This is a genomic window from Prosthecobacter sp. (genome assembly GCF_044222345.1).
In the GTDB taxonomy this organism is placed as follows: domain Bacteria; phylum Verrucomicrobiota; class Verrucomicrobiia; order Verrucomicrobiales; family Verrucomicrobiaceae; genus Prosthecobacter.
Window position 1 is genome coordinate 84,457 of sequence record NZ_JBGANL010000013.1, and the last position, 23,236, is coordinate 107,692.

Below are 23,236 nucleotides of genomic sequence, written 5' to 3' on the forward strand. Positions count from 1 at the left end.
CATGGCTGCATCTATCACACCCTCCCTGAGGTCTGCCCTCGAACGACTGAAGCATGCTGGTTCGGTGAATGGTCTGCTGCTGTGCTGGCGGCGGCAAATTTTGATCAACCTGCTCCCATTTGAGGAGTTTCGTGCCGAGCGTCTCCTGCAGGCCCTGCATGATGCCCGCGCGCACTTTGGCAGTGGTGGCGACCGTGACGTGAACACGTTTTGGTTCGGCTATGAGGGCGTCTTTGTGCTGGCCTTGTTTCAGGGGGAGTGCCTGCTGATCACGCTGCACACGCATGCCTCGGAGGTGGACTTTTTGCGCCGCGCCGGGCTGACCTTTCTGGAAGACACGCAGCTCCTGGTGGATGCGCTGCTCCAGCCTTCGCCCGATGACGAAATCAGCCGGGTGGAAACGCAGCCGCTGAGCAATTTCGACAACGATGGACATCCGCCCCAGTCATCCGGCCTGACAAAGATCATCCCACGGCATGTCTGAGGGTGCTGTGCACCCTTGCGGGCGATGTCTTTTCAGTGCTCGGTTTCATTCATTAGGGGCTTCCTAATGGCCTGCTGACGGGCTGGGCAATATGCCCTTTCGCTGAAAGGTTTGCCTTTCCCATACCGAAATCTCAACTCTGTTTGCAACCAATCTCTGTACCCATGTCTGACCCAGCCGTTTCCGCTTTTTCACGTCGTCGTTTTCTCAATGCCAGTGGTGGAGCCTTGCTTGCTCCGGCCATTTTCACCTCCGCAGGCAGCTTGCTCGCGCAGCAGAAGGCGGACTCGAATGAGACATTGAAGATCGGCCTCATCGGGTGCGGTGGCCGTGGGACAGGGGCTGCAGCGCAGGCGCTGGGCGCGGATTACAATTCCAAAATCGTGGCGATGGCGGATGCGTTCGACACGCAGATCGAGAACAGCATCAAGAATCTCTCCGCGAGTTTTCCAGATCGCGTCGATGTGAAGCCGGACAAGAAATTTACGGGGCTGGATGCGTATCAAAAGCTCATCGACTGCGGCGTGGATGTGGTGCTGCTGGCCACTCCTCCTGGGTTCCGCCCGCTGCACCTCACGGCGGCGGTCGAGGCAGGGAAGCACATTTTCTGCGAGAAGCCGATGGCGGTGGATGCGGCAGGCTATCGTGTGGCCCAGGCGGCGGTCGAAAAAGCGAAGCAGAAGAAGCTGAACCTCGTGGCGGGCTTCTGCTGGCGCTACTCCACCAGCCGCATCGAATGCTACAAGCGGCTGCATGAAGGTCAGATCGGCGACATCACCAGCATTCTGGCGACCTATTATGCCGGCCCGGTCAAAGTCATGCCGCCTGCGGCAGGACGCCCCGCCGGGATGGGCGATGTGGAGTGGCAGGTGCGCAACTGGTACAATTTCTCCTGGCTCAGCGGTGACAGCCTCGTGGAGCAGGCGGTGCACAGCCTCGACAAAATTTGCTGGGCCATGAAGGACACTCCTCCTGTCAGCGTCATCGCCACTGGCGGGCGCCAGCGTCAGGCAGAAGGCGGCAACATCTTTGACCACTTCCACTGCGCCTTTGAATGGGATGGCGGCATTCTTTGCCACATCACCAACCGTCAGATCAACGGCTGCCACAACGAAGTCATCGACAACATCCAGGGCACCAAAGGCAAGCTGGTCATCGGCAAAGGTTCTGCGCCGTTCATCGACGGTGAGAAGCGCTGGCGCTGGCGCGGTGAGGAGAAGAACATGTATGACCTGGAGCATCAGGCGCTCTTCAATGCCATCCGCAAAGGCGAGGTGATCAATGACGGAGACCGCATGATGAGCAGCACGCTCATTGCCATCATGGGACGTGAAGCCGCCTACACGGGGCAGAAGATTCTCTGGAAGGAAGAGGCTGCACCTGCAGGAGAGAAGGATAAAAAATCCACGCGTGTGGCGCTGGCGATGCTGTCCTCCAAGCAGGATCTCGCGCCTGACAATCTGCAGTTTGGCGACAAATTTGAGCCAACGCCGATGCCGGTGCCCGGGGTGACGCAGTTCACGTAAGATCTCAGCGTCTGATGCGCAGTTCCTGGCGCAGCTGCTCGACTTCATCGAGCAGTTGCGTGAGCAGCTTGATGCCGTTGAGGTTCATCTCGCAGGCTTCGCGCAGCGCCTCAATGCGGCGCAGGGTGCGTATGGTTTCGTCATCGAAGTCCGGATGGATGATGCCGTGTTCCTGATACTGCACGATCATCTGCGTGGAGACACCGGTCGTCTCGGCGAGGATTTCCAGCGAGTAGGTTTGAGGTGTGAAGTCGCTCATATCAGGCGCGTGGGTTGAAGGTGGAGGTGCTGCGCAGCTGCTCCCAGAGCGTGCGCTCGGCATCGCCGAGCTTGGTCGGCAGCACGATCTGGAGTTTGACGAAGAAGTCGCCGCGTTCGGCGGACTTGCCTTTGGGCAGGCCGCGCCCGCGCACGCGCAGGCTCTGGCCGTTTTCGCTGCCGGCGGGGACGCGCAGTTTGATGGAGCCGTCGAGGGTGGGCACGATCACCTCCGCGCCCAGCACCGCCTCCCAAGGAGCGAGGTCGAGATCATGGTGCACATCGGCTTCTTCGGTGGTGAATTCGGGATGGGCGGCATGGCGCACGCGCAGATAGAGGTCTCCCGCCTGGCCGCCATTGTGGCCGGGTTCGCCCTGGCCGGGCACGCGAATGCGGCGTCCATCGGTGGCACCGGGCGGGATGCGCACCTCGAAGCTGTGCGTCTGCACCGCACCGGTCTGGCGGTTCACAGTTTGCAGCGAAATGGGCCGCTGCGTGCCGTGCATGGCCTCCTCCAGCGTGACGAGGATGTCGCCCTCGATGTCATGGCCTCGCCGTGCGCGGCCTTTCTTTGCGGCACCGGTGGGGACTTCTTCTTCAAAGCCCTGCGGGAAGCCATAGCGGCTGCCGCCACTGAAATATTGCTCGAAGAAATCGCTGAAGCCGGTGCCGCCAAAGTGGAACTCCTGTTCATGGCCGCCCGCTCCGCGCGGTGGGGGCTGGAAGTTTCCTTCGTCCTGCCAGTTGGCTCCCAGGGTGTCATACTTCCTGCGCTTCTCCGGATCACTGAGCACCTCGTTGGCCTCGTTGATCTCCTTGAACTTGGCTTCGGCGGTCTTTTTGTCCTTGGCGGTGTCGGGATGGTAGAGGCGGGCGAGTTTCCGGAAGGCTTTCTTGATCTCGTCCGCGCTGGCGTCGCGAGCGACGCCGAGCGTGGCGTAGTAGTCTTTAAATTCGGCGGGCATGATGGTTAATATTTACGTCGTGCAGCAGCATGTCGTTGTGATTCATCCTGCATTCTTTGAGCGGATGGCCAGACTTCAGGGCCAGAACGCCAGAATAGCCCCGGCTCCTGCGACCGACAGCAGCAGACCGAGCAATGCAGGCTTGATGTAGGCACGTGAACCGAGGGCGATCACAAAAAACATTTTGAAACACAGATTGGCCATGCCGCCGACGAGAATCATGCGCCAGGCGACGGATGTTTCGAGGTGCCCCGTGTTGACCAGCCGTGAGGTGGAGAGCGTGATGGCCGACATGTCCGGGAGGCCGGCAAGAAATGCAGCCACGTACATGCCGGCGGAACTGCTGTGCTGGCGGGTGTAGGCCAGGATGACCAGCACCAGCGCATAGAGCAGACCGAGGACGACTGCATTTTTCAGTTCGGACGGTGGGGGCTCATCCACCGGTTCTGAGTCGGCATGTGCTGCCAGCCGATGCGCCACGGCGGCGATCAGCCCGACCCATAACATCATGGCGATGAGCGGTGGCAGAAGTTCGCGGATGTGATCGGAAGCGACGATCACCACCTCCCCGAGCAGGCGTACAAACGCCACGGCGGAGGCAATCAAGGCCATGGAGGCGAGCGACAGGCTGCCGGCAGTGGAAATTTTGCTGCGACGTGCGCTGCTGGCCGTCGTTGCGGTGCTGGAGATGAGCCCGCCCAGGATGCCCGCCAAGGCGGCTCCTTCGGAGCCGCCGAGGTATTTTTCCGCCATGTAGGCTGCAAGGCTGATGCCCACGATGAGCACCACGATGAGCCAGATTGCAAAAGGGTTGAGCACGCCGAGATAGCCCATCTCGCGGTTCGGCAGCGCGGGCAGAATCACGAGGCCCAGCAGCACCAGACGCACAATGGCGCGCAGATCATCCTCACCAAAGCGCCGCACCATCGCATGCAGCGCCTTCTTGCTCTGCAGGAGCGCCATGACGCCACCGGCAATCATGACGGCGATGAGCCGCTCCCCGAGCATGGTGATGATGCCCGCGACGAACATCACCAGCATCGCCATTTCCGTGGTGAGACCGGAGTCCGGCTCACGCGAGGCCAGGCTGAGCCAGGTGCCAAACACCACGATGCAGGCAAAGGCGAGCAGCCCGGCCGCGATCACCCAGCTGCCGTAGGCATTGCCAAGCAGGCCGGTCAGCGCGCCGAGGAGCGTCAGCAGGGCAAAGGTGCGGATGCCCGCGACGCGGTTTTGCACCCACTCGCGCTGCAAGCCGACGAGCAGCCCCAGACCGGTGGCGGTGCCGAGGGATTGGAGGAGTTCCGTGGTGTCGGGAAGCTGGATTGGCATGGGTGATTAAACGAAGTCTCATGAAGACTTTACACGGACTTGCCTTCGCCGCCATCCCAGTCCAAGAAAAGGATCTCCAAGCCACCCACCATGTCCATCTGGAACTACGCCAACCCACAGCTCAAAGACCTCGTTGCCTACGAACCCGGCAAGCCCATCGAAGATGTGGCCCGTGAACGCGGCCTGAAGCCGGAGGACATCATCAAGCTCGCCTCCAATGAGAACCCTCTCGGGCCGTCGCCCAAGGCCATTGCGGCGATGCAGGAGGCCGTCAAAGAGGTCAATATCTATCCGGATGGCGCTTCGTGGAAGCTGCGCAACGCGCTGGCGGAAAAATTCGGCTTGGAAATGGGCAACATCATCATGGGCTGCGGCTCGAATGAAGTCATCGAATTCATCGGCCACGCCTTCCTCAAGCCCGGCGACAACATCATCACCGCCGAGCACGCCTTCCTGGTCTACAAGCTCATGGCCAAGGTGTTTGGTGCTGACACCATTGAAGTGCCGGATCCCGGCTACGTGCATGATCTGGATGCGATGGCCGCCGCCATCACGCCGAACACGAAGGAGGTCTTCATTGCCAATCCGAACAATCCGACGGGCACGCTCGTCACCCAGGAGCAGATTGACCGCTTCATGGCCAAGGTCCCTGATCATGTCGTCGTCGTGTTTGACGAGGCCTACTATGAGTTCCTCGACAATCCGCCGGACACGCTCAAGTACGTTCGCGAGGGGCGCAATGTCATCTTGCTGCGCACGTTCTCGAAGATCCAGGGGCTCGCAGGCACGCGTGTCGGTTACGGCATTGCCAACAAGGAGCTCATCGACGTGCTGCAGCGCACGCGGCAGCCGTTCAATCTCAACTCCATCGCCCAGGCGGGTGCGCTGGCCGGACTGCTCGACGAAGAGCACCAGAACAAGACCAAGGCCATCACCGACGAAGGCCGCGCCTACCTGCAGCAGCAGTTTGGCGAGATGGGTCTCGAATACATCCCCAGCTACGCCAACTTCGTCCTCGTCAAAGTCGGCGATGGCAACGCCGTCTTCAAAGCCATGATGGACAAGGGCGTGATCGTCCGCGCCATGGCCGCCTACAAGCTTCCCGAATGGGTGCGCATCAGCATCGGCACCATGCCGCAGAACGAGCGCTGCATCGAGGTGCTGAAGCAGGTGCTGGGGAAATAGGACTCGCGGAGGTTTTCCCCCGCCGGTGTGAACAGAAACTTGTGAATGCAGCAAATGCGGATTGAATGCCGCATGATGCAGAAACTTTTGCCATCGAAGTTCACGAGGGGGCTTCGTGTTGTGCCCGTGCTGGCGGTTTGTCTGCCAGGAATGATGATGGCCCAGGTGGAAACGGTGAAGCCGGCGATTCCCACCATTGAGCCCGGGTTGGAGCTGGCGGTGAAGTGGCCTTGGCTGGTGGAGCCTTCGGATGCCGCTGGCTGGGGCCTGCCGGTGGATGTGCCGGTGGAAGCTTCTGGGGCAAAGCCCGGTGCTCAGTTCACGCCTGGAACTGGGGCCCAAATAACGCCTGCGATCAAGGTCGCCCCCCAAGGTCCTCCAGCGGCGATGATCGAACACGTGGTGGCGAAGGGAGACTCTCTCACCAAGATCGCGCGTGCCAATGGCGTGACGGTGGACCAGCTCAGAATCTTCAATGACATGAAGAATGACCGGATCGTCATCGGTCAGGTGGTGAAAGTTCCCGGGGAGAGTGACATCAAGGCCATGGTCGCTGCCGCAGTGGCCGCCGAAAAAGCGGCGGCCAAGAACCCGCCCAAGGAGAAGCCCAAAAAAGCACCAAGCCCCGTGAAGGAGGAGGCACCGGTTTTGATCGCGACGAAACCTCACCGTGCGCTGCCACCTGCGGCCTGGGGGGCTGCATCCTTGGTGCTCATTCAGGCTTTTCTGGACCGGCAGGGATTCACCATCGGTCCGATTGATGGAACGGCGGGGCCGGTGTATGACGCGGCGTACAAGGCCTTTGAAAAAGCACATCCTGGAGAGTTGCACACTCCGGAAGGCAAGCCCTCCGCCGCGATGAAAGCCATTGGCGGCCCCTATGTCGAGTATGTGCTCACGGCAGCGGACATGCGCTGGATCTCACCTCATCCCGGCAGCGCTTCCGGAGGCAAGAAGAAGGGCAAGGCTGTGGAGCCGCCACCCACTTTTGAAGAGCTGACGCATGAGACTTTCATGTCCTACCGCTCCGGATGGGAGTTTGTGGCCGAGCGGTTTCATGCCGCCGAGTCGTTCCTGCGGCATATCAATCCTGGCGTCAAAAATGCCAATGTGCCCGGTGCGGTGTTTCTAGTGCCGAATGTGATGCCGTTCGAAATTGAAAATGCGCTGGCGGAGCCCCTGCAGCCTGCCGCCGATCCTGCGGCCCCCATCTCCGCCAGCATGCTGGGAGTGAACCGGCTGATCATTCGCCGGGGAGACGTCGTGATTGCCAGCATGCCGGTCTCAGCGGCGCGCCCCGGACTGCGCGGGCGCAAGACGTGGAAGATTCTCGATGTCGTTGCGCGTCCTCGTCTATCGAGCACTGGTGATCCTGCCGCACCGATGACTGTGCCCTACCGGCTCTCTGCCGGACCCAACAATCCGGTGGGCATTGTCTGGATCAATCTGGCCAAGAGCAGTGATCCCAAACCGCTGCCCTACGGTCTGCACGGCACCAGCATCCCCGGCATGATGACGAAGCAGGAAAGCATCGGCGGCTTTCGCATGACGAACTGGGACATCGCCCGTGCTGTGCGCCTGCTGCCTGCGGGCACCGAGTTGAAGTGGGAGTAATACCAAATCGGGGCTGTCCGCATGGTGCAAGCGGGACGCTTGCACTACGAATCAGCGTTTCGCGCGGCGTTTGCGGATAGCGAGAACATCCCGTGCCATGCGGAACGAGTCGCGGATCAAATGCACATGGCCGCCGGGGGTTTCATGCCAGGCGATGGAGGCTTCCTCAAATCCGCAGCCGCTGTCATGCAGGGCGGCGAGCAGCTCGACATCAAAGGCAAAACCATGAATGCGAAGGGTCGGGGCGATGCGCAGATAGGCGGAGCGAGGCACGAATTTGAGCCCGCATTGACTGTCGTGAATGGGGATGCGCAGCAGGGTGGCTACGAGAGTGCCAAAGATACGGCCCATGAGCCGGCGCTTCCACTGCCGCTGAACCTTGGAGCTGGTCTGATCCCAGCGGGAGGCAAACACGGCCGTGAGCGGGGAAGGCTGCAGGCGGACACGATGGATGAGATTGGCGACTTCAGTGGCGGAGCAGGAGCCGTCTGCATCCACGAAAGCGAGCCAGTCCACCGGAGGAGCCTGATCCCAGCCGGCATACACGGCACCGCCTTTGCCCAGATTTTGAGGCAGAAACATGGGGGTGAGCAGATGCCCGTGCTGGAGGCAGAGCGGGGTGACGATGTCACGCATGCGTGCAGCCTCCTCTGCGTCTGAGCCGTCCTCCACGACCTGGATGCTCACGCCTCCGAGTTCATGCGTCACCGCGCACAATTCCGTGAGGAAAGGTCCGATGCGCCCGCTTTCCTGATAGCAGGGAATCACGATATGAACGGTGGCTGGTGGCATGAAAGGACTGATGACCGATGTTCGGCAGAAAGCGTGGGCGGTAAAAGCTAAATCCGTTGAGGCAGGGCATCTTTTGTACGGCTGCAATGGTCTGGTATTGCGGAACAGTGGGGTTCTGTGTCTTTATCGGGGACTCATCCACCATGCGTTTTTCGCACTCCATTTTCGCGCTGCTGCTGGTGCTGCCTGCATGCAGTTCGACGAATCGCATGCTCAAAGCGCAGCCCGTCGGTCTGTCGCCTTTTTTTGAGCAGCCATGGCTGGCGCAGGATGCCCGTGCTCAGCTGGGGTTTCAAAAAATCTGGACCACGCCTGATCCACAGCTGCTCGCGCAGGGAAAGGCGAAGCGAAAGCTCTTCATCGCTCCGGTGACGCTGCGTTATTTGCGTCCGCTGAACCGGGCCTTTTCTTCCGGCGAGGTCGCCTGGGGCGGGGTGCAGCGCCGGGAGGTGGATGTGGCGGTGCGCCTGCGTGAGGAGTTTGTGGCCGCCTTCCGTCACTCGCCGACGCCGCTCTACCGACTCGTGAGCCAGCCCGGCAAAGATACGCTGACGCTGCAACTGGCGATCACTGAACTCAATCCCACCAGCCCCAAGGGAAACGCGGTGGTCACGGTGCTGAAGTTTGTGGTGACGCCCGTGATCGGACTGGCGGCGTATTTCACCAAAGGCAACATGGCGATCGAGGGCAAGGTGGTGGACTCCGTGTCAGGCCGGGCCTTCTTCCAGTTTGCTGACAACGAGAGCGACAAGCTGACGTTCATCAATCTGCGGGATTATCAGCCCTATGGTCATGCCATGAACACCATTCGCTACTGGGCCATGCAGTTTGAGCAGATGACGCGCTCACCGCAGGGGTGGAAGGTCAAGGATTCGGGTTCCATCACGCTGCGGCCCAATTGAGCGTCATCTCTATTTCCTGCCGAACAGTCTGGAGAAGAAGCCGCGCTTGGGTGCGGGTGGTGGCGGAGCAGGGGCCACAGGCAGCGCCTTGGCGATCACGACCGGACGTGGCTCAGGGGCCGGACCTTCAATGATCACCGTCATGCCCTGGGTGATCAGCTTCACCAGCCGCACCACGTCCCAGTTGGCGGTGCGCATGCAGCCATGGCTGGAAGTGCGGCCGATATTCTGCGGCGAGTTCGTGCCGTGAATGCCGATGCCGGGGCGGTTCAAGCCGATCCACATGACTCCCACAGGGTTGTTTGGGCCGATGGGCAGTTCGTAAAAGTTGCCGCTGCGCACGCCGTATTCGAGCACGCTCTTGTCCCAGCGAAAGGTGGGCATCTGTGTGATGCCCAGGATGCGCCAGGTGCCGGGCGGGGTGGCCAGATGGCCGCTGCCGGGCGTGATGGGCAGAGTGGCGAGCAGCTTGTCACCGTCCCAAAGGTCGAGCACCTTTTCCCGCGTGTCGATCTTGATGACGCGAGTGAGAAATTCCGGCACTTCAGGGAGTTTGGGAATTTCCGTGAGTTGTTCGATGAGGAACGGCTGCACCGCAGGGACTTTGACCACATCGCCTGGCTTGAGGGTGTCCAGCTTCAGGGGCTTGTTGATGAACTCCAGCATCTCCGGCGCGCAGTGAAAGCGTTCGGTCAAAAACTCAAGCAGGGAGTCGTAGGGCAGGTACTTCTTCTTGCTCTGTGCGGACGGCTGGCGGGGCAGTTCTCCGACGAACTTGAGATCCTCTTCGCGGATCGTGTAGGTGGTGTAGATCTCCGGCACGCTGGAGAGGTCCAGCGCATGCGTTTCCATGTCCGTCTCAGGCAGCCCATGGGATTTCTGGTAACGCTTCAGCGCCTTCGTGGTGAACTCCCCGGGACGACCGTCCAGCTTGCCCGGTCCGAAGAGCTGCGTGTCCAGGAAGATCTGCAGCCGCAGGATGTCATCAATGGGTTCAGGTGCCTTCGGCAGCGGATCAGGGATCACCGCCGATGCGGAGGCGCAGGCGAGAAGGAACAGGGGGAGAAGACGGGAGAACAGAGGGTTCATAGGGACATGAAAAGCCTGTCGCAACTGCGTGGCCTTGCTGGAAATTAAGCCCTGCAAAGAGAACGGTTACGCACGAGACCGCAAGCAAAGATGCGCGGCGCCGGGCAAATGCGCGCAAGAAAGATGCCATGCCTGGGAAGGGGCAGGCGCTGTCCATGACTGCTGCTTCGGGCGGTTTGGCTCTTTGGGGAGATGGATTGTGGGCTCAGCCCCGCACCTGCCCGCTGCCATCCACGAGGTATTTGTAGCTGCACAGCTCGGCCAGCCCCATGGGGCCTCGCGCATGCAGCTTGTCCGTGGAGATGCCGATCTCGGCGCCGAAGCCGAATTCGCCACCATCGTTGAACCGTGTGCTGGCATTGTGCAGGACGACGGCGCTGTCGACCTCATGCTGGAAGCGTTCGGCGGCGGCGCGGTCCTTGGTGATGATGCTGTCGGTGTGGTGGGAGCCGTAGCGGTTGATGTGCGCGATGGCTTCATCCAATCCGCTGACGGTTTTGACGGCAAGGATGAGGTCGAGGTACTCGGTGCTCCAGTCTTCCTCCCTGGCCGGATGGGCCTCTACGCCGAGGTGCTGCAGTGCCGTGGCATCCGCATGGATTTCGACCCCGGCCTCGTAGAGACGCTGACCCACGAGCGGGTAAAATGTGGCGGCGAGATCCTCATGCACCAGGATGGTTTCGAGGGCATTGCACACGCCGGGTTTCTGGCACTTGCTGTTGACGATGATGTTTGCGGCCATGTCGAGATCCGCATCCACATGGACATACACGTGGCAGACGCCGTCGTAGTGCTTGATGACGGGCATGCGCGCGGTGGCCACGACTTTTTCGATCAGGCCTTTGCCACCGCGTGGGATGATGAGGTCGAGGTATTGATCCATCTGCGCCATGTGCTCGACGCTGGCGCGGTCGGTGAAGGGGATGAGCTGGATGCTGTCGGGCGGGAGTCCGGCGCGTTCGCCTCCGGCCTGGAGTGCGGCGGCAAGCGCGCGGTTGCTGTCGATGGCCTCGCTGCCTCCGCGCAGGATGGTGGCGTTGCCGGTTTTGAAGCAGAGGGAGGCGGCGTCTGTGGTGACGTTTGGGCGTGACTCAAAGATGATGCCGATGACGCCGATGGGGACGCGGACTTTGCGAATGTGCAGGCCGTTGGGGCGGGTCCAGTCGGTGAGCTTTTCACCCACGGGATCGGGCAGAAGGGCGACTTCACGCACGGCATCGGCCACGGCTTTGAGGCGCTTTGGATCAAGCGTGAGGCGGTCGATCATGGCCTTGCTCAGTCCGTTTTGCTCCGCCCGGGCGAGGTCGAGCGCATTGGCGGCGAGAATGGCCTCCTGACGGGCCATGATCTCGTCTGCCATGGCCACGAGGATGGCGTTCTTTTGTTCGGACGTCAGCTTGACGAGGGCATACGAGGCGGCACGGGCACGGCGGCCCATGTCGAGGATGGCGGACTTGATTTCGGTGTCGGTCATTGAAAAAGAGGGGGGCAGCCGGGACGATTGCGCTGGGGGATTACTTGGAAGGAACGGCTCCTTCGGGGATTTGGACGTCTTTGCCGAACAGGTGGCGGGCATTGAAGGCGTACATGCGTTCCAGCAGCGGGCCACTCAAGAAGACGTGGCCGCCTTCTGAGCCAGTGACCAGCGTGGAGGAAATGTGTGCTGCTTTCAGTGCGGTATCAAGCTCCGTGGCCTGCGCGTAGGGGACGAGGGGGTCCTTGTCCCCATGGATGATGAGAAAGGGGGCGTCGTCCGGGGTGATGTAAGTGACGGGTGAGGCCTTGCGGCCCTCTTCCCGGCGGTCCTTCAGCGGCCCGCCGATGAGCTTGGCCAGCGCACCTTTGGGATCGTCAGGGTCGATGACGCTGCCTTTGCCGCCGAAGGTGAGGAAGTCGGACGGGCCGCAGAAGTCGAGCACGCAGGAGACGCGGCTGCTTTGGTCCAAATGTTTGCCCAGTTCTCCTTCGAGCTCCTTCACTCCGCCGGTGACGCCAAGCATGCTGACGAGGTGTCCGCCCGCAGAGATGCCGAACACGGCGATCTTGTCGGGATCGAGATTGTATTCCTTCGCATGGGCGCGCAGCCAGCGGATGGCTGCTTTGCAGTCAAAAATCTGAGCGGGCCATTGGGCTTGGTCAGTGAGGCGGTAGTTGAGGCTGGCCCCGGCATAGGGCGTGCCGCCTTGGATGAGTCCCAGCAGCACATCCGCCTCATTCTTGCTGCCGGCCTCCCAGCCGCCGCCATGGATGTAAACGAGCAGCGGGTGCGGTTTGTCTGCCTTGACCTCAGGCAGGTAGAGATCGAGCATCTGACGCGGATCGCCAGCGCCGACATAGTCCAGATTCCGCAGCGCTCGATACCCAGCCGGGGCGGATGAGACTTTCTGGCACTGGGCCAAGATGGGAAAGGTGAGGGCGAGAAGCAGCAAAAAGCGCATGACGGGGGTCCCATAAACCGGGCGCGGGGGCAAAACAAGGGCCGTGAGGGCGCAGTGAGACTGGCGTGTTGCCACCTTGACGCATGCTTAACTAGAACTTATAACTGAGGCGATGAATTTCTTCCCCCACGCCCGCCTGCCAGTCCTTCTGGCATGTGCCGTTTCATTCCTTGCTTTGACGACTGCATCCTCCGCGCTCTGGCCGTTTTCAGGCAAGAAGGACAAGGTGGTGCCTGTGGACAGCGAGCGTGAATCGCAGGAACTCGCCGCCTCGGCCATGCTGGCGCAGGCCCGTCAGGCTGAGAACGCTGGCAAAGTCGGCAAGGCACAGGGGCTGTATCAGGAGATTGTGAAAAGATACGCCTTCACCCCGAGCGCGGCGGAGGCTTCCTTCCACAATGCCGTCATCATCCGTCACAACGGCAAGATGGACGATGCGTTTGAAGCGTTCCAGACCTTCATTCAATCCTACCGTGACAGCCCGCATTTCAGCGAGGCCATCGAGAAGCAGTATGAGATCGCCGAAGAGGCGAAAGGTGGCAAAAAGCAGCGCGGGATGCTGCTGATCAGCATGAAGATGAACTCGTCTGAGGTGATCAAATTCTACGAGAAGATCATCAAGAACGCTCCCTTTGGCAAATATGCCCCGCTGGCCCAGTTCAGCATCGCTGAAATCCAGCAGGACCTGAAGGAGAAGGACAAGGCCGTCGCCGCCTACAACAAGGTGGTGGAAAACTATCCGCACACATCCCAGGCGGCTGAAGCGCAGTTCCGCATTGGCTCCATCAGCAACATTGCTGCACAGCGCAGTGAAGATGCCTCCAACCTGCTGGCCGCCCGTGATGCCTTGCGCACCTACATCGCCACCAATCCCGGAGGAGATCGCAAACAGGAGACTGAAATGATCCTGCATCAGGTCAACACCGCCGAGGCCAATCAATCGCTCACCGTGGCCAAGTTTTATCAGCGTGTCGGCAAAACCAAGGCTGCGGCCATCTATCTCAATGAAGCGCTCAAGTTTGGCTCTCCCGAAGTTTCCGCCCAGGCGCGCACCATGCTGGCCGAACTCGCCGCCGCTGACCCTGCGGGTGTAGAAGATGCCAAGAAGGGACCGGGTCAGGACTACACCTCATTGACGGCGGAGAACTTGAAGGCGCGTGATGATTATGTCGGTCCGCTGGCTCCGGAGCTGGCCCGCCTCAGCCAGAAGCCGAAAATGCGCACGGGAGACGAAGGTTTCGTGCCGATTCCTTTGCAGGAGCCGACGCTGCCGCTCCGTCCGGGGGCCACCACGCCAGGAGCAGGCTCCTTGCTGCCACCGGTGCCTGAGACTGAAAAACCGGCCTTGCTGCCTGTTCCACCATCTCCAGGTGTGCCCTCCATGCTGCCGCGCGCACCGGGTTCAGCGGTGCCAGCGCCGCCAGTTCCGCCCGTGCCTTCCACGACGAAGCCCGCGTCATAATTCTTGCACGGGCATTGCAGCACTCCATTACTGGGCTGGTCACTTCTTAAATTATTTGGATGAAATCGCTTTTTCTTCTGCTGGCAGCTGGCTGCCTCATGCTCTCCGGTTGCGCGGGCTACACCTTGGGCGCACACAAGCCTGCCCATCTTAGCCACGTCACCAAGCTCGCGGTGCCCACCTTTGAAAATCTCACGCTGGAGCCCCGACTTGCCTCGCTGGTGACGAACGCGGTCATTAAACAGCTGCAAAACCACGGCTCGTATCAGATCGTGGCCAAAAGCGAGGCTGAAGCGGTGCTGCAGGGGAAGGTTGCGAACATCAACCGCACCCAGTTCCGTTCTGACCTTAACAACGTTCTGCGCAGCTCGCAGATCATGGCCACTTTGACCTGCCTGTTCACCGTCACGGACACCGCCTCTGGCAAGGTGCTGCATACGGGCAACGCCACTGCTGATTCTTACATCATCCTTGAAGCCAATCTTCAACTGTCAGAAACTCAGCTCTTGGAAGACGCTGCGCAGCGTCTGGCCAACAATCTTTCGGATCAGATTTCCGAAGGCTGGTAATCATCTGTCCGCACCATGTCGTCGGAACCGGATTCAGCCGCTGAGCAGTTAGACGGTGCAGATGATGAAATGCTGGAGCCCGTGGTCGCCACGGGGCGTTTGGCTCCGGGCCTCCACCTGGTGGCCACGCCCATCGGCAACATGCGCGACATCACGCAGCGCGCGCTCGACACCCTGCGTATCGCCGATCTGGTGGCCTGCGAAGACACCCGTCATTCGGGCATGCTTCTCAAGCATCATGACATTCGTGCGCGGCTCATCAGCCTCAATGAACACAATGAGGCGCATCGCATTCCCCAGTTGCTGGAGCATATCCGCCAGGGGGGCAGCGTGGCGCTGATTTCGGATGCGGGCATGCCCACGGTTTCAGATCCCGGACAGCGCCTCGTCGGGGCAGTGGTCGGGGCTGGTCTGCACGTGGAGAGCATTCCCGGCCCCAGCGCCGTCCTCACGGCGCTGGCGGCGTCAGGCCTGCCCACCACGCCGTTTTATTTTGGTGGTTTTCTTCCTCACAAAAAAGGGGCCCGCACCACCATGCTGACCGCCGCCTTGCAGCGTGACTGCACCAGTATTTTCTTCGAAAGCCCCTACCGTCTGGTCGATACGCTGGCGATTCTGGCGGAGGCTGCGCCGGAGCATCGGGTGGTGGTGGCACGGGAGCTGACGAAAAAGTTTGAGGAATTCAAACGTGGCCCGGCAAGCATCCTGCTATCTTACTACCAAACCAAAACGCCCAAAGGAGAAATCACTCTCCTCATCGCGCCGGTCGATCCTCCCAAGTGGTTGACCTGGTAACTCATTCTCAACTCTGCCTATCCCATGGAAGCCCTCGCCAACTGCGCCGTCCTCAACACCACCGACAGCCTTAAGCTTTCGATCACCAATCACCTGCGTTTCACCCTGGGGGCCTACATTGAAACAGCCAGCGAGAACGACTGGTATGTCGCCACATCGCTCGCCGTGCGGGATCGCGTCATGGAGCGCGCCACGCAGTCACGCCGTCAGCATCGTTCCCAGGGGGTGAGGCGCGTGCATTATCTCTCGCTCGAATACCTCATGGGCCGCCTCCTTGAGAACAATCTGCGCAATGCCGGAATCTACGATGCCACCAAAGTGGCGCTCTCTGAAATGGGCAAAGATCTCGACACCCTGGTGCAGAAGGAGCCTGACATGGGGCTTGGCAACGGCGGCCTGGGGCGTCTCGCCGCCTGCTTCATGGATTCGCTCAGCACCATGGATCTGCCAGCCATCGGTTATGGCATTCACTACGAGTTTGGTTTGTTCCGCCAGGAGTTCGTCAACGGCAAGCAGGTCGAGCATCCCGACGCGTGGATGCGTGATGGCAGCCCCTGGAAAATTGCGCGACCCTCCTACCGCCAGACGGTGCATCTCTACGGCCATACCATCCAAAAATTCGACGAGTTTGGCCGGCCGCACCACGAGTGGGTTGAAACCAAATGCCTGCTGGGTCTGCCGTGGGACATTCCTATCGTCGGCTATGACAGCAACACTGTGAACGTGCTGCGACTCTGGCAGGCGCAGGCGGATGAAGACTTCAACTTCAAAGTCTTCAACGAAGGCAGCTACATCGAGGCCTTGCGTGAAAAGGCCATCGCCGAAACCGTCTCCAAAGTGCTCTACCCCAATGATGCCACCGAGAGCGGCAAGGAGCTGCGTCTGGTGCAGCAGTACTTCTTTGTCGCCTGCTCGCTGGCCGACATCGTGCGCCGGTTCAAAGGCGGTTACGATCTGCCATGGAGCGAGTTTCCTGCCAAGGCGGCCGTGCAGCTCAATGACACGCATCCCGCCGTCGCCATTCCAGAGCTCATGCGCATCCTTCTGGATGAAGAGAAGCTCGAATGGAGCCAGGCCTGGGAAATCTGCCAGAAGACCTTCTCCTACACGAATCACACGCTGCTGCCCGAAGCACTGGAGACCTGGAGCGCGGCGTTGTTTGAACGTGTGCTTCCGCGCCATCTGCAGATCATCTATGAAATCAACCAGCGCTTTCTCGACGGTGACGTCGAGGCGCGCTGGCCGGGGGATGGAGAGAAGAAGCGGGCGCTTTCCCTCATCGAAGAGAGTGGCGGGAAAAAAGTGCGCATGGCGCACATGTCCGTGCTGGGCAGCCACGCCACCAACGGTGTGGCCGCGCTGCACACCCGCCTGCTGTGCGAGCGCCTTTTCCCGGAGTTCTTTGAGCTGTATCCTGAGCGCTTCCTCAATCTAACCAACGGCGTGACCTTCCGCCGCTGGCTGGATGTGTGCAATCCGCAGCTCTCCTCCCTCATCACCGAATCCATTGGTGCCGGCTGGTTGAAGGATTCGACCAAGCTCATTGCGCTCGACAAGTTTGCCGACGACGCCTCATTCAAGGAAAAATTCCAGGCCATCAAGCGTGGGCACAAAGTCCACCTGGCCAAGATCATTCAGGACACCTGTGGTGTCAGCGTCAGCCCGGATGCCTTGTTTGATGTCCAGATCAAGCGTCTGCACGAATACAAGCGCCAGCACCTCAACCTGCTGCACATCGTCACTCTCTATCGCAAGATCATCGCCGATCCGAACTTCGACATGGCGCCCCGTGTCTTCATCTTCGGCGCCAAGGCCGCTCCCGGCTACTACCTCGCGAAGAACATCATCCACGCCATCAATGCCCTTGCGGCCAAGGTCAATCATGACCCACGCGTGAATGGAAAGCTGAAAGTCATCTACATCCCGAACTACGGCGTCTCCATCGCCGAGCGCATCATTCCTGCGGCTGATCTTTCCGAGCAGATCTCCACCGCAGGCAAGGAGGCTTCAGGCACTGGTAACATGAAGCTGGCCCTCAATGGCGCACTTACCATCGGCACGCTTGATGGTGCCAATGTGGAAATCCTCGAAGAAGTGGGGCCGGAAAACATCTTCATCTTCGGCCTCACCGTCGAAGAAGTCACCGAGCTTTATGCCAAGGGCTACAATCCTTGGGACTTCTACCACGCCAGCGAAGACCTGCGTCTCAGCATCGACTGGCTGGCCTCCGACTACTTCACCGGCAACCAGGACGAATTCAAACCGCTGCGCGACAGCCTGCTCTCCCATGGCGATCCCTTCCTCGTCATGGCTGACTACGATCGCTATGCCGCCTGCCAGGCCGAAGTGGACAAAGCCTACCGTGACCAGCCCCGCTGGCAGAAGATGGCCATCCACAACACCGCCCGCATGGGCAAGTTCAGCAGCGACCGCACGATTTTGGAATACGCCAAGAACGTCTGGAACCTGCCGCAGATTGGTGTCTAAAAACAGAAAACGAGTCTGAATGAACGGGCCTGTATTTCAAGCAGAGCATCGGGCAGGCGCTTCATGCCGGGATGTAGGATGGACGTGGCGAGAGCCCGCGTGTCCTTCGAAGCACGTAGTGCGAAGAATGGATCCGTCCATGAGCGTGAGGCAGGAGTCTTGAGGCTGCAAGCGTTCTGGCAGCCTTGAGCACACGGCAAGCGCTGGAGCCTTGCGAGGCCCCTCGCAGTCGGGCGGTTTGGCGAAGGGGGCGCTGGGGCAGCGGAAGCTCCGCCCGCCAAACACGGCTGACCTACGCTCCAGAAAGCCCGCACGCCCTGGCAGCGAGAAACAGACCTGTTTTCATTTGAGCATGGTATGACTTCTGCAGACTTTGAACGCCGTTGAGTGACCAACCGCTGAAGGCATTACAAGGCTTCATGCACCGCTTTGGCGGCACGTGCGTAAGCTCCGCTGCTGCCGAGCGTGGCGACGACATCTGCGAGATCCTGCTGCAACTGCTCGCGCCGGGCATTGTTGGTGAGCAATTCCAGCGTGGCTTCGGCGAGTGTTTGCGCGTTGAGATCGCCCTGCACGAGTTCTTTCACCACTTCGCGTTTGGCGAGGATGTTGACGATGCCCAGATGCTTGATGCGCACCACCAGCTTGGCGATGACGTAGGTGGGCCAGCTGACGTTGTAGATCAGTGTGTAGGGCAGGCCGAAGCAGGCGGCTTCCAGTGTGGCGGTGCCAGAGGCGATGGCACCGGCCTGAACGCGCTGCATCAGGTCATAGACGGTGCCGGTTTCGATCCAGCGTTTGGCTTCGGGCATGCCGTGCTCGTCGGTCATGTTGCGCATGAAACCTGCAAGCGTTTCGTTGGCCGCCGAGACGACAAAGCGGGCGTTGGGCACGGCCTCCCTAATGATCTTGGCCGCGTCCATCATGATGGGAAACAGGCGGCGCACTTCGTTGTGGCGGCTGCCGGGGAACCAGCCGACGAACCCGGGCTCGCGCTTCCAGTCACGTTTCAGCGTCACCACGCGGTCCACCATGGGGTGGCCGCTGAATTCGGTGCGCAGGCCGCTCTTCTCATAAAACTCCTTCTCGAAGGGGAAGATGCAGATCATGAGATCGAGCACCTGCGCCATGGTCTTCACGCGGCCCTTTTTCCAGGCCCAGACCTGCGGGCTGATGTAGTAGAGAATGCGGCCCTTGTAACCGGCGGTGCGCAGGCTTTTGGCCAGACGCAGATTGAAGCCGGGATAGTCCACGAGGATCACCGCCTCAGGCTTTTGATCGAGGATGGAATCCAGCACGGCATCCATCTTCTCTTTGAAATAGCGGTACATTTTCACCACTTCCCAAAGGCCGACGACGCCTGCGGTTTCGACCCAGTCCTCCACGCCTTCACCGACGACTTCACGCATCTTCGGCCCCCCGAGGCCAATGACCTTCATGTCGGGTTCCAGCGTTTTCAATTCACGCAGGAGTCCCGCAGCATGGGTGTCGCCGCTGACTTCACCTGCGATGATGAAGATGCGGTTCATGAGGCGCCCAGCGCAGCGTTCTTCTCGATTTGATCGGTGATTTCCAAGGCGATGCGCACGGCTTCGGCACCTTCCTGCCCGGTGACGACCGGACGGCGGCCATGACGGGCGCATTCGACAAAGGCGGCGATTTCCAGTTTAAGCGGTTCGTCCTTCTCCACTTCCACCGCTTCGCGCACGATCTGCATGCCGTCCTTGCGGTAGATCCAGCCGCTCTGCTCCTGGTAGTCCAGGCTGAGGTAGCTCGCGCTCTGGAAGACGCGGATTTTGCGCATCTTCTCCGGGCTGATGCGGCTGGCGGTGATGTTGGCGATGCAGCCGTTGGCGAACTTGAGGCGCGCGTTGGCGATGTCCTCACGCTTGGTCAAAACGGGAATGCCGACGGCATCCACCTGAATCAGCTCTGACTTCACCAGATGCAGCACGATCTCGATGTCGTGGATCATCAGATCCAGCACCACGCCAATGTCGATGCTGCGGTTCGGGAAGGGGGAGAGGCGGTGCGCCTCGATGAAGCGCGGGTTGTCCATGCGCTCTTCAAGCTGGAGCAGCACCGGATTGAAGCGCTCGATGTGGCCCACCTGCAGGATGACGCTTTTGGCTTTGGCGAGTTCGATGAGGGCCTGCGCCTCCGAGTAGGATTCGCTGATGGGTTTTTCCACCATCACATGAATGCCGGCCTGCATCAGCGGCTCAGCGACTTTGCGGTGGAAGATCGTCGGCACGGCAATGGTGGCGGCATCCACACGCTGCGCGAAGTCGGCGAGGTCACTGGCGGCCTGGGTGCCATACTGTGCAGCAAATTCAGCGGCGCGTGCCGGATCGGCGTCATATACGGCGGAGAAGGTGATGGCACCGTCGCTCTTGGCGGCGATCTCGGCCATGATGCGGGCGTGGTTTTTGCCAATGGCGCCAACTCCGGCGACTCCGATGCGGAAAGGGGAACTCATGATCTAATGTGAAAAAGGAGGGTTAGAATTTGCCGGGGAACTTCATGCCGGGCGGGAGTTTGGGCATTTTGCCGCCGCCACCGCCTCCGAGCATTCCACCCAGACCGCCGAGGCCTCCCATGCCACCACCGCCGCCTCCTCCCATCATGCCGCCCATCATCTGGGCCATCATGCCTTTGTTGCTCATGAGCTTCTTCATCATTTCGAACTGCTTGAGGAGCTGGTTCATTTCCATCACCGGGCGTCCTGCGCCGTTGCAGATGCGCTTGCGGCGCTGGCCGTTGATGATTTCCGGACGCTGCCGCTCCTTCGGCGTCATCGAAAGGATGAGCGCCTCGACGTGCTTCATGCGCTGGTCGCTGTCGGGACCGATCATGTCCTTCATCTTGCCCATGCCCGGGAGCATGCCGAGGATCCCGCCGATGGGGCCGAGCTTCTTCATCATGCGCAGCTGGGCGAGCATGTCGGTGAAATCGAATTTGTTCGACTGCATGCGGGCGGCCAGCTTCATGGCCTCCTTCTCGTCGATCTCTTCGGCGGCTTTCTCCACCAGGCCCACCACGTCTCCCATGCCGAGGATGCGCTGCGCCATGCGGTCGGGGTGGAAAACCTCGAGCTGCTCGACCTTTTCACCCACACCGAGGAATTTGACCGCGCAGCCGGTGACCTGACGCATGGAGAGCAGGGCACCCCCACGGGCGTCGCCATCGAGCTTGGTCATGATCAGGCCCGTGATGCCGACGGCGGCATTGAATTTCTGCGCCACGCTCACCGCCTGCTGGCCCGTGGCGGCGTCTGCCACCAGGAGGACTTCATTCGGCTCCACCACGGCACGCACGCGCTTGAGTTCCGCGAGCAGATCTTCATCGAGATCCTGACGGCCGGCGGTGTCGAAGATGGCGATGCCGCTGCCTTGTTCCTTCAGCCAGGCCATGGCGGCCTTGGCGGCTTTCACCGGATCTGTTTCACCTTCGGCAGGTGCAAACACGGGGACATTGAGCTGCTGGCCGAGCACCTGCAGCTGCTTGATGGCGGCGGGGCGGTAAAGATCCAGCGCGAGGAGCAACGGGCGGCGGCCCTGCTTCTTGAGCCAGTTGGCCAGCTTGGCGGAGGTCGTCGTTTTACCGGCACCATTGAGGCCGGTCATCAGAATGCGCTGCGGCGGCTCCAGGTTCAGGGCGCTGGCATCACTGCCCAGCAGCTTGACCAGTTCATCGTGGAAAATTTTGACGATCTGCTGCCCGGGCGAAACCTTGAGCAGCACTTCCGCGCCGACTGACTGCTTGCTGACGGTGTCGACGAGTTCTTTGGCGACTTTGAAATCCACATCCGCCTCCAGCAGGGCCAGGCGGATTTCCTGCATGGCATCGCTGACATTGGATTCACTGATGCGGGCCTGGCCACGCAGCTTTTTGAAGGCGCTTTCGAGTTTTTCAGAGAGGGCGGAGAACATCGGGGGAAAGTAAGGGGCGCGGGATAGTCGGCAGCAGCCTACGCATGGCAACCACGAAGGCGGGACGAATCAGGGCTGTGAGACGGGTGGGGTGGAGGGGGGCATGTAAGCCGCTTCAAGGTCAATCTTGAAGCGCCAGCTCACGACTTCGGCTGGCTGGGTGGCGTCACGCTGGAAGCTGAGGCTCAAGGCGCAATCCTCCCGGCGCAGTTTGTAGGGGAACTGGAAGCGCACGATCATGGTGGCCGGGTCATAATCCACCGGCACCGTGCCGAGACCGGCGATGCGCAGCTTGATGCTCTCCGGCAGGATGGTGCCGATTTTTTTCAAGTCCGCTTCGATGAGGGGGCGGCGTTCGGTGATGACGGCATCAGGCTTGGGCTTCAGCTGGATGAGCTGTTCGCCCTTGTCGTCCTTGGCATCGGCCACGAGGAATTTATTGGAACCCACATCACCGCGGCCGCGGAAGCTGGTGGCGAGCTTGAAATTGATGTCGTTGTCACCATGCACAATGTAACGGCCCAGCTTGCCGTTGGGCGTGTCCCAGGTGACTTTCTGACCGTTCACGGTGACGAGAGATTCGTAGCCGATCTGCAGCCCGGTTTCCATGATGGTGTCATCGAAGTTGCCGTAGGGATAGGCGAAGGAGAGGCACTTGATGTGCAGGTTTTGCTCCAGAAATTCGCGCGAGTCCTTGAGTTCGCCCAAGACCCACTGCTGCTTGTCAGCGTCCGTCTTCAGGTTCTTGGGGGGGCTCTTGAGGCTCGCATGGGAGACGCTGTGACTGCCGACTTCACAGCCATGCTGCATCATTTCTTTGATCTGCTCCCAGCTCATTGAACGGCCAGCGCCGCCGACATAATTTTTGTAGAGGTAGATGGTGAAGGGGAAGCCGAACTCTTTCAGAACCGGATAGGCATAGGTGTAAACGCCCTCCCAGCCGTCATCCATCGTGATGACGATGGCCTCTTCTGGAATGTTCTTTTCACCCCGCTTCCAGGCCATCATGTCACTGTAAGAAATGACAGGGATCTTGGAGTCCTTGATGGCCTGCATCTGCGCCCGAAACTTGGGTGCGGCGATGAGCATGGGGCTGCCGCCACGATCCTTGAAATCATGGTAGCCCAGAATGGAGACGATGGAGGATTTGTTGAGCTCAAAGGCCGGGGCTGCCGGGACCTCAGGCACAGGTGCGGCGGCCGCCAGCAGCGCGGTCTCCTGCAGCTTCTTTTCGATCGCCTGCTCTTCGGCGGTCAGTACAGGTTCTTCGGGTTTGGGCGGCGGCGGTTTCGGGGTGACGCCGCTCTGCTCGGCAAGGCGGCGCAGTTTGGCCTCGATGCGCTTGCATGAAGGCAGCGTGCCCAGGGCGAAGGCAACAAGGATGAACGGAAAAACAAAACGCATGG

Annotated in this window: 20 protein-coding genes; 9 read left to right on the forward strand and 11 right to left on the reverse strand. The window is 60.5% G+C overall.

Annotated features, from left to right (window positions below; genetic code table 11):
• The first annotated feature begins 1 nt into the window (after position 1).
• Together ACILSL_RS09600 and ACILSL_RS09605 are read left to right on the forward strand one after the other, a co-directional pair.
• Complete coding sequence (locus ACILSL_RS09600) at positions 2 to 484, forward strand: hypothetical protein (protein WP_395731796.1); 483 nt, start codon at positions 2 to 4, stop codon at positions 482 to 484.
• A 164-nt stretch (positions 485 to 648) separates the two neighbouring features.
• Positions 649 to 2,010: a Gfo/Idh/MocA family protein gene (locus tag ACILSL_RS09605; RefSeq protein ID WP_395731797.1), complete on the forward strand. Its 1,362-nt coding sequence runs from the start codon at positions 649 to 651 to the stop codon at positions 2,008 to 2,010.
• A 4-nt stretch (positions 2,011 to 2,014) separates the two neighbouring features.
• On the opposite strand, the gene ACILSL_RS09610 is transcribed toward ACILSL_RS09605, so the two are convergent.
• The 3 genes from ACILSL_RS09610 to ACILSL_RS09620 form a co-directional block, all read right to left on the reverse strand.
• Positions 2,015 to 2,269: a chaperone modulator CbpM gene (locus ACILSL_RS09610; RefSeq protein WP_395731798.1), complete on the reverse strand. Its 255-nt coding sequence runs from the start codon at positions 2,267 to 2,269 to the stop codon at positions 2,015 to 2,017.
• Between the two features lies 1 nt (position 2,270).
• Positions 2,271 to 3,233, reverse strand: coding sequence for a DnaJ C-terminal domain-containing protein (locus tag ACILSL_RS09615; RefSeq protein WP_395731799.1), 963 nt, complete (start codon positions 3,231 to 3,233; stop codon positions 2,271 to 2,273).
• Positions 3,234 to 3,308: 75 nt separating this feature from the next.
• Positions 3,309 to 4,565 carry an MgtC/SapB family protein gene (locus tag ACILSL_RS09620; protein ID WP_395731800.1) on the reverse strand — a complete coding sequence of 419 codons (1,257 nt, stop codon included), beginning with the start codon at positions 4,563 to 4,565 and terminating at the stop codon, positions 3,309 to 3,311.
• A gap of 90 nt (positions 4,566 to 4,655) precedes the next feature.
• On the opposite strand from ACILSL_RS09620, the gene hisC reads away from it, so the two are divergent.
• Together hisC and ACILSL_RS09630 are read left to right on the forward strand one after the other, a co-directional pair.
• Positions 4,656 to 5,750, forward strand: a complete 1,095-nt coding sequence (gene hisC, locus ACILSL_RS09625; protein ID WP_395731801.1) for a histidinol-phosphate transaminase — start codon at positions 4,656 to 4,658, stop codon at positions 5,748 to 5,750.
• 72 nt (positions 5,751 to 5,822) lie between these two features.
• The gene (locus tag ACILSL_RS09630) at positions 5,823 to 7,364 is read left to right on the forward strand and encodes a LysM peptidoglycan-binding domain-containing protein (protein WP_395731802.1); all 1,542 of its coding nucleotides are present in this window, start codon (positions 5,823 to 5,825) and stop codon (positions 7,362 to 7,364) included.
• 51 nt (positions 7,365 to 7,415) lie between these two features.
• On the opposite strand, the gene ACILSL_RS09635 is transcribed toward ACILSL_RS09630, so the two are convergent.
• Positions 7,416 to 8,156 carry a glycosyltransferase gene (locus ACILSL_RS09635; RefSeq protein WP_395731803.1) on the reverse strand — a complete coding sequence of 247 codons (741 nt, stop codon included), beginning with the start codon at positions 8,154 to 8,156 and terminating at the stop codon, positions 7,416 to 7,418.
• Between the two features lie 143 nt (positions 8,157 to 8,299).
• Here ACILSL_RS09635 and ACILSL_RS09640 point away from each other — a divergent pair, with 143 nt between their 5' ends.
• Complete coding sequence (locus ACILSL_RS09640) at positions 8,300 to 9,058, forward strand: DUF3313 family protein (protein ID WP_395731804.1); 759 nt, start codon at positions 8,300 to 8,302, stop codon at positions 9,056 to 9,058.
• 9 nt (positions 9,059 to 9,067) lie between these two features.
• Here the strand turns inward: ACILSL_RS09640 and ACILSL_RS09645 are convergent, their stop codons facing one another.
• The 3 genes from ACILSL_RS09645 to ACILSL_RS09655 all read right to left on the reverse strand — a co-directional run bounded on the left by ACILSL_RS09645 (position 9,068) and on the right by ACILSL_RS09655 (position 12,585).
• Positions 9,068 to 10,147 carry a L,D-transpeptidase gene (locus ACILSL_RS09645; protein ID WP_395731805.1) on the reverse strand — a complete coding sequence of 360 codons (1,080 nt, stop codon included), beginning with the start codon at positions 10,145 to 10,147 and terminating at the stop codon, positions 9,068 to 9,070.
• 205 nt (positions 10,148 to 10,352) lie between these two features.
• Complete coding sequence (locus tag ACILSL_RS09650) at positions 10,353 to 11,621, reverse strand: glutamate-5-semialdehyde dehydrogenase (RefSeq protein ID WP_395731806.1); 1,269 nt, start codon at positions 11,619 to 11,621, stop codon at positions 10,353 to 10,355.
• Positions 11,622 to 11,661: 40 nt separating this feature from the next.
• The gene (locus tag ACILSL_RS09655) at positions 11,662 to 12,585 is read right to left on the reverse strand and encodes an alpha/beta hydrolase fold domain-containing protein (RefSeq protein ID WP_395731807.1); all 924 of its coding nucleotides are present in this window, start codon (positions 12,583 to 12,585) and stop codon (positions 11,662 to 11,664) included.
• Between the two features lie 112 nt (positions 12,586 to 12,697).
• Here ACILSL_RS09655 and ACILSL_RS09660 point away from each other — a divergent pair, with 112 nt between their 5' ends.
• Genes ACILSL_RS09660 through ACILSL_RS09675 form a run of 4 tightly spaced genes read left to right on the forward strand, consistent with a single transcriptional unit; the run spans position 12,698 to position 17,898 of the window.
• Positions 12,698 to 14,047, forward strand: a complete 1,350-nt coding sequence (locus tag ACILSL_RS09660; protein ID WP_395731808.1) for a tetratricopeptide repeat protein — start codon at positions 12,698 to 12,700, stop codon at positions 14,045 to 14,047.
• A 59-nt stretch (positions 14,048 to 14,106) separates the two neighbouring features.
• Positions 14,107 to 14,616, forward strand: coding sequence for an LPS assembly lipoprotein LptE (lptE, locus tag ACILSL_RS09665; protein WP_395731809.1), 510 nt, complete (start codon positions 14,107 to 14,109; stop codon positions 14,614 to 14,616).
• A 15-nt stretch (positions 14,617 to 14,631) separates the two neighbouring features.
• The gene (gene rsmI / locus ACILSL_RS09670) at positions 14,632 to 15,411 is read left to right on the forward strand and encodes a 16S rRNA (cytidine(1402)-2'-O)-methyltransferase (protein WP_395731810.1); all 780 of its coding nucleotides are present in this window, start codon (positions 14,632 to 14,634) and stop codon (positions 15,409 to 15,411) included.
• A gap of 24 nt (positions 15,412 to 15,435) precedes the next feature.
• A complete protein-coding gene (locus ACILSL_RS09675) occupies positions 15,436 to 17,898 on the forward strand; it encodes a glycogen/starch/alpha-glucan phosphorylase (protein WP_395731811.1) in 2,463 nt (820 codons plus the stop codon).
• Between the two features lie 407 nt (positions 17,899 to 18,305).
• Here the strand turns inward: ACILSL_RS09675 and lpxB are convergent, their stop codons facing one another.
• From lpxB to ACILSL_RS09695, 4 genes are all read right to left on the reverse strand, one after another.
• Positions 18,306 to 19,427: a lipid-A-disaccharide synthase gene (lpxB, locus tag ACILSL_RS09680; protein ID WP_395731812.1), complete on the reverse strand. Its 1,122-nt coding sequence runs from the start codon at positions 19,425 to 19,427 to the stop codon at positions 18,306 to 18,308.
• Entirely contained in the window at positions 19,424 to 20,377 is a 954-nt protein-coding gene (locus ACILSL_RS09685) for a Gfo/Idh/MocA family oxidoreductase (RefSeq protein WP_395731813.1), read from the reverse strand. The genes lpxB and ACILSL_RS09685 overlap by 4 nt, the downstream gene beginning before the upstream one ends.
• Before the next feature lie 22 nt (positions 20,378 to 20,399).
• Positions 20,400 to 21,830 (reverse strand): signal recognition particle protein, encoded by a 1,431-nt coding sequence (gene ffh / locus ACILSL_RS09690; protein WP_395731814.1) that lies wholly within the window; start codon positions 21,828 to 21,830, stop codon positions 20,400 to 20,402.
• Positions 21,831 to 21,899: 69 nt separating this feature from the next.
• Positions 21,900 to 23,234, reverse strand: coding sequence for a polysaccharide deacetylase family protein (locus tag ACILSL_RS09695; RefSeq protein ID WP_395731815.1), 1,335 nt, complete (start codon positions 23,232 to 23,234; stop codon positions 21,900 to 21,902).
• Between the last annotated feature and the right edge of the window lie 2 nt (positions 23,235 to 23,236).

What these genes read in the sequence shown, in the direction of transcription:
- ACILSL_RS09600 (WP_395731796.1), top strand. Translation starts at nt 2, where the DNA reads ATGGCTGCATCTATCACACCCTCCCTGAGGTCTGCCCTCGAACGACTG.
- ACILSL_RS09605 (WP_395731797.1), top strand. Translation starts at nt 649, where the DNA reads ATGTCTGACCCAGCCGTTTCCGCTTTTTCACGTCGTCGTTTTCTCAAT.
- ACILSL_RS09610 (WP_395731798.1), bottom strand. Translation starts at nt 2,269, where the DNA reads ATGAGCGACTTCACACCTCAAACCTACTCGCTGGAAATCCTCGCCGAG.
- ACILSL_RS09615 (WP_395731799.1), bottom strand. Translation starts at nt 3,233, where the DNA reads ATGCCCGCCGAATTTAAAGACTACTACGCCACGCTCGGCGTCGCTCGC.
- ACILSL_RS09620 (WP_395731800.1), bottom strand. Translation starts at nt 4,565, where the DNA reads ATGCCAATCCAGCTTCCCGACACCACGGAACTCCTCCAATCCCTCGGC.
- hisC (WP_395731801.1), top strand. Translation starts at nt 4,656, where the DNA reads ATGTCCATCTGGAACTACGCCAACCCACAGCTCAAAGACCTCGTTGCC.
- ACILSL_RS09630 (WP_395731802.1), top strand. Translation starts at nt 5,823, where the DNA reads ATGATGCAGAAACTTTTGCCATCGAAGTTCACGAGGGGGCTTCGTGTT.
- ACILSL_RS09635 (WP_395731803.1), bottom strand. Translation starts at nt 8,156, where the DNA reads ATGCCACCAGCCACCGTTCATATCGTGATTCCCTGCTATCAGGAAAGC.
- ACILSL_RS09640 (WP_395731804.1), top strand. Translation starts at nt 8,300, where the DNA reads ATGCGTTTTTCGCACTCCATTTTCGCGCTGCTGCTGGTGCTGCCTGCA.
- ACILSL_RS09645 (WP_395731805.1), bottom strand. Translation starts at nt 10,147, where the DNA reads ATGAACCCTCTGTTCTCCCGTCTTCTCCCCCTGTTCCTTCTCGCCTGC.
- ACILSL_RS09650 (WP_395731806.1), bottom strand. Translation starts at nt 11,621, where the DNA reads ATGACCGACACCGAAATCAAGTCCGCCATCCTCGACATGGGCCGCCGT.
- ACILSL_RS09655 (WP_395731807.1), bottom strand. Translation starts at nt 12,585, where the DNA reads ATGCGCTTTTTGCTGCTTCTCGCCCTCACCTTTCCCATCTTGGCCCAG.
- ACILSL_RS09660 (WP_395731808.1), top strand. Translation starts at nt 12,698, where the DNA reads ATGAATTTCTTCCCCCACGCCCGCCTGCCAGTCCTTCTGGCATGTGCC.
- lptE (WP_395731809.1), top strand. Translation starts at nt 14,107, where the DNA reads ATGAAATCGCTTTTTCTTCTGCTGGCAGCTGGCTGCCTCATGCTCTCC.
- rsmI (WP_395731810.1), top strand. Translation starts at nt 14,632, where the DNA reads ATGTCGTCGGAACCGGATTCAGCCGCTGAGCAGTTAGACGGTGCAGAT.
- ACILSL_RS09675 (WP_395731811.1), top strand. Translation starts at nt 15,436, where the DNA reads ATGGAAGCCCTCGCCAACTGCGCCGTCCTCAACACCACCGACAGCCTT.
- lpxB (WP_395731812.1), bottom strand. Translation starts at nt 19,427, where the DNA reads ATGAACCGCATCTTCATCATCGCAGGTGAAGTCAGCGGCGACACCCAT.
- ACILSL_RS09685 (WP_395731813.1), bottom strand. Translation starts at nt 20,377, where the DNA reads ATGAGTTCCCCTTTCCGCATCGGAGTCGCCGGAGTTGGCGCCATTGGC.
- ffh (WP_395731814.1), bottom strand. Translation starts at nt 21,830, where the DNA reads ATGTTCTCCGCCCTCTCTGAAAAACTCGAAAGCGCCTTCAAAAAGCTG.
- ACILSL_RS09695 (WP_395731815.1), bottom strand. Translation starts at nt 23,234, where the DNA reads ATGCGTTTTGTTTTTCCGTTCATCCTTGTTGCCTTCGCCCTGGGCACG.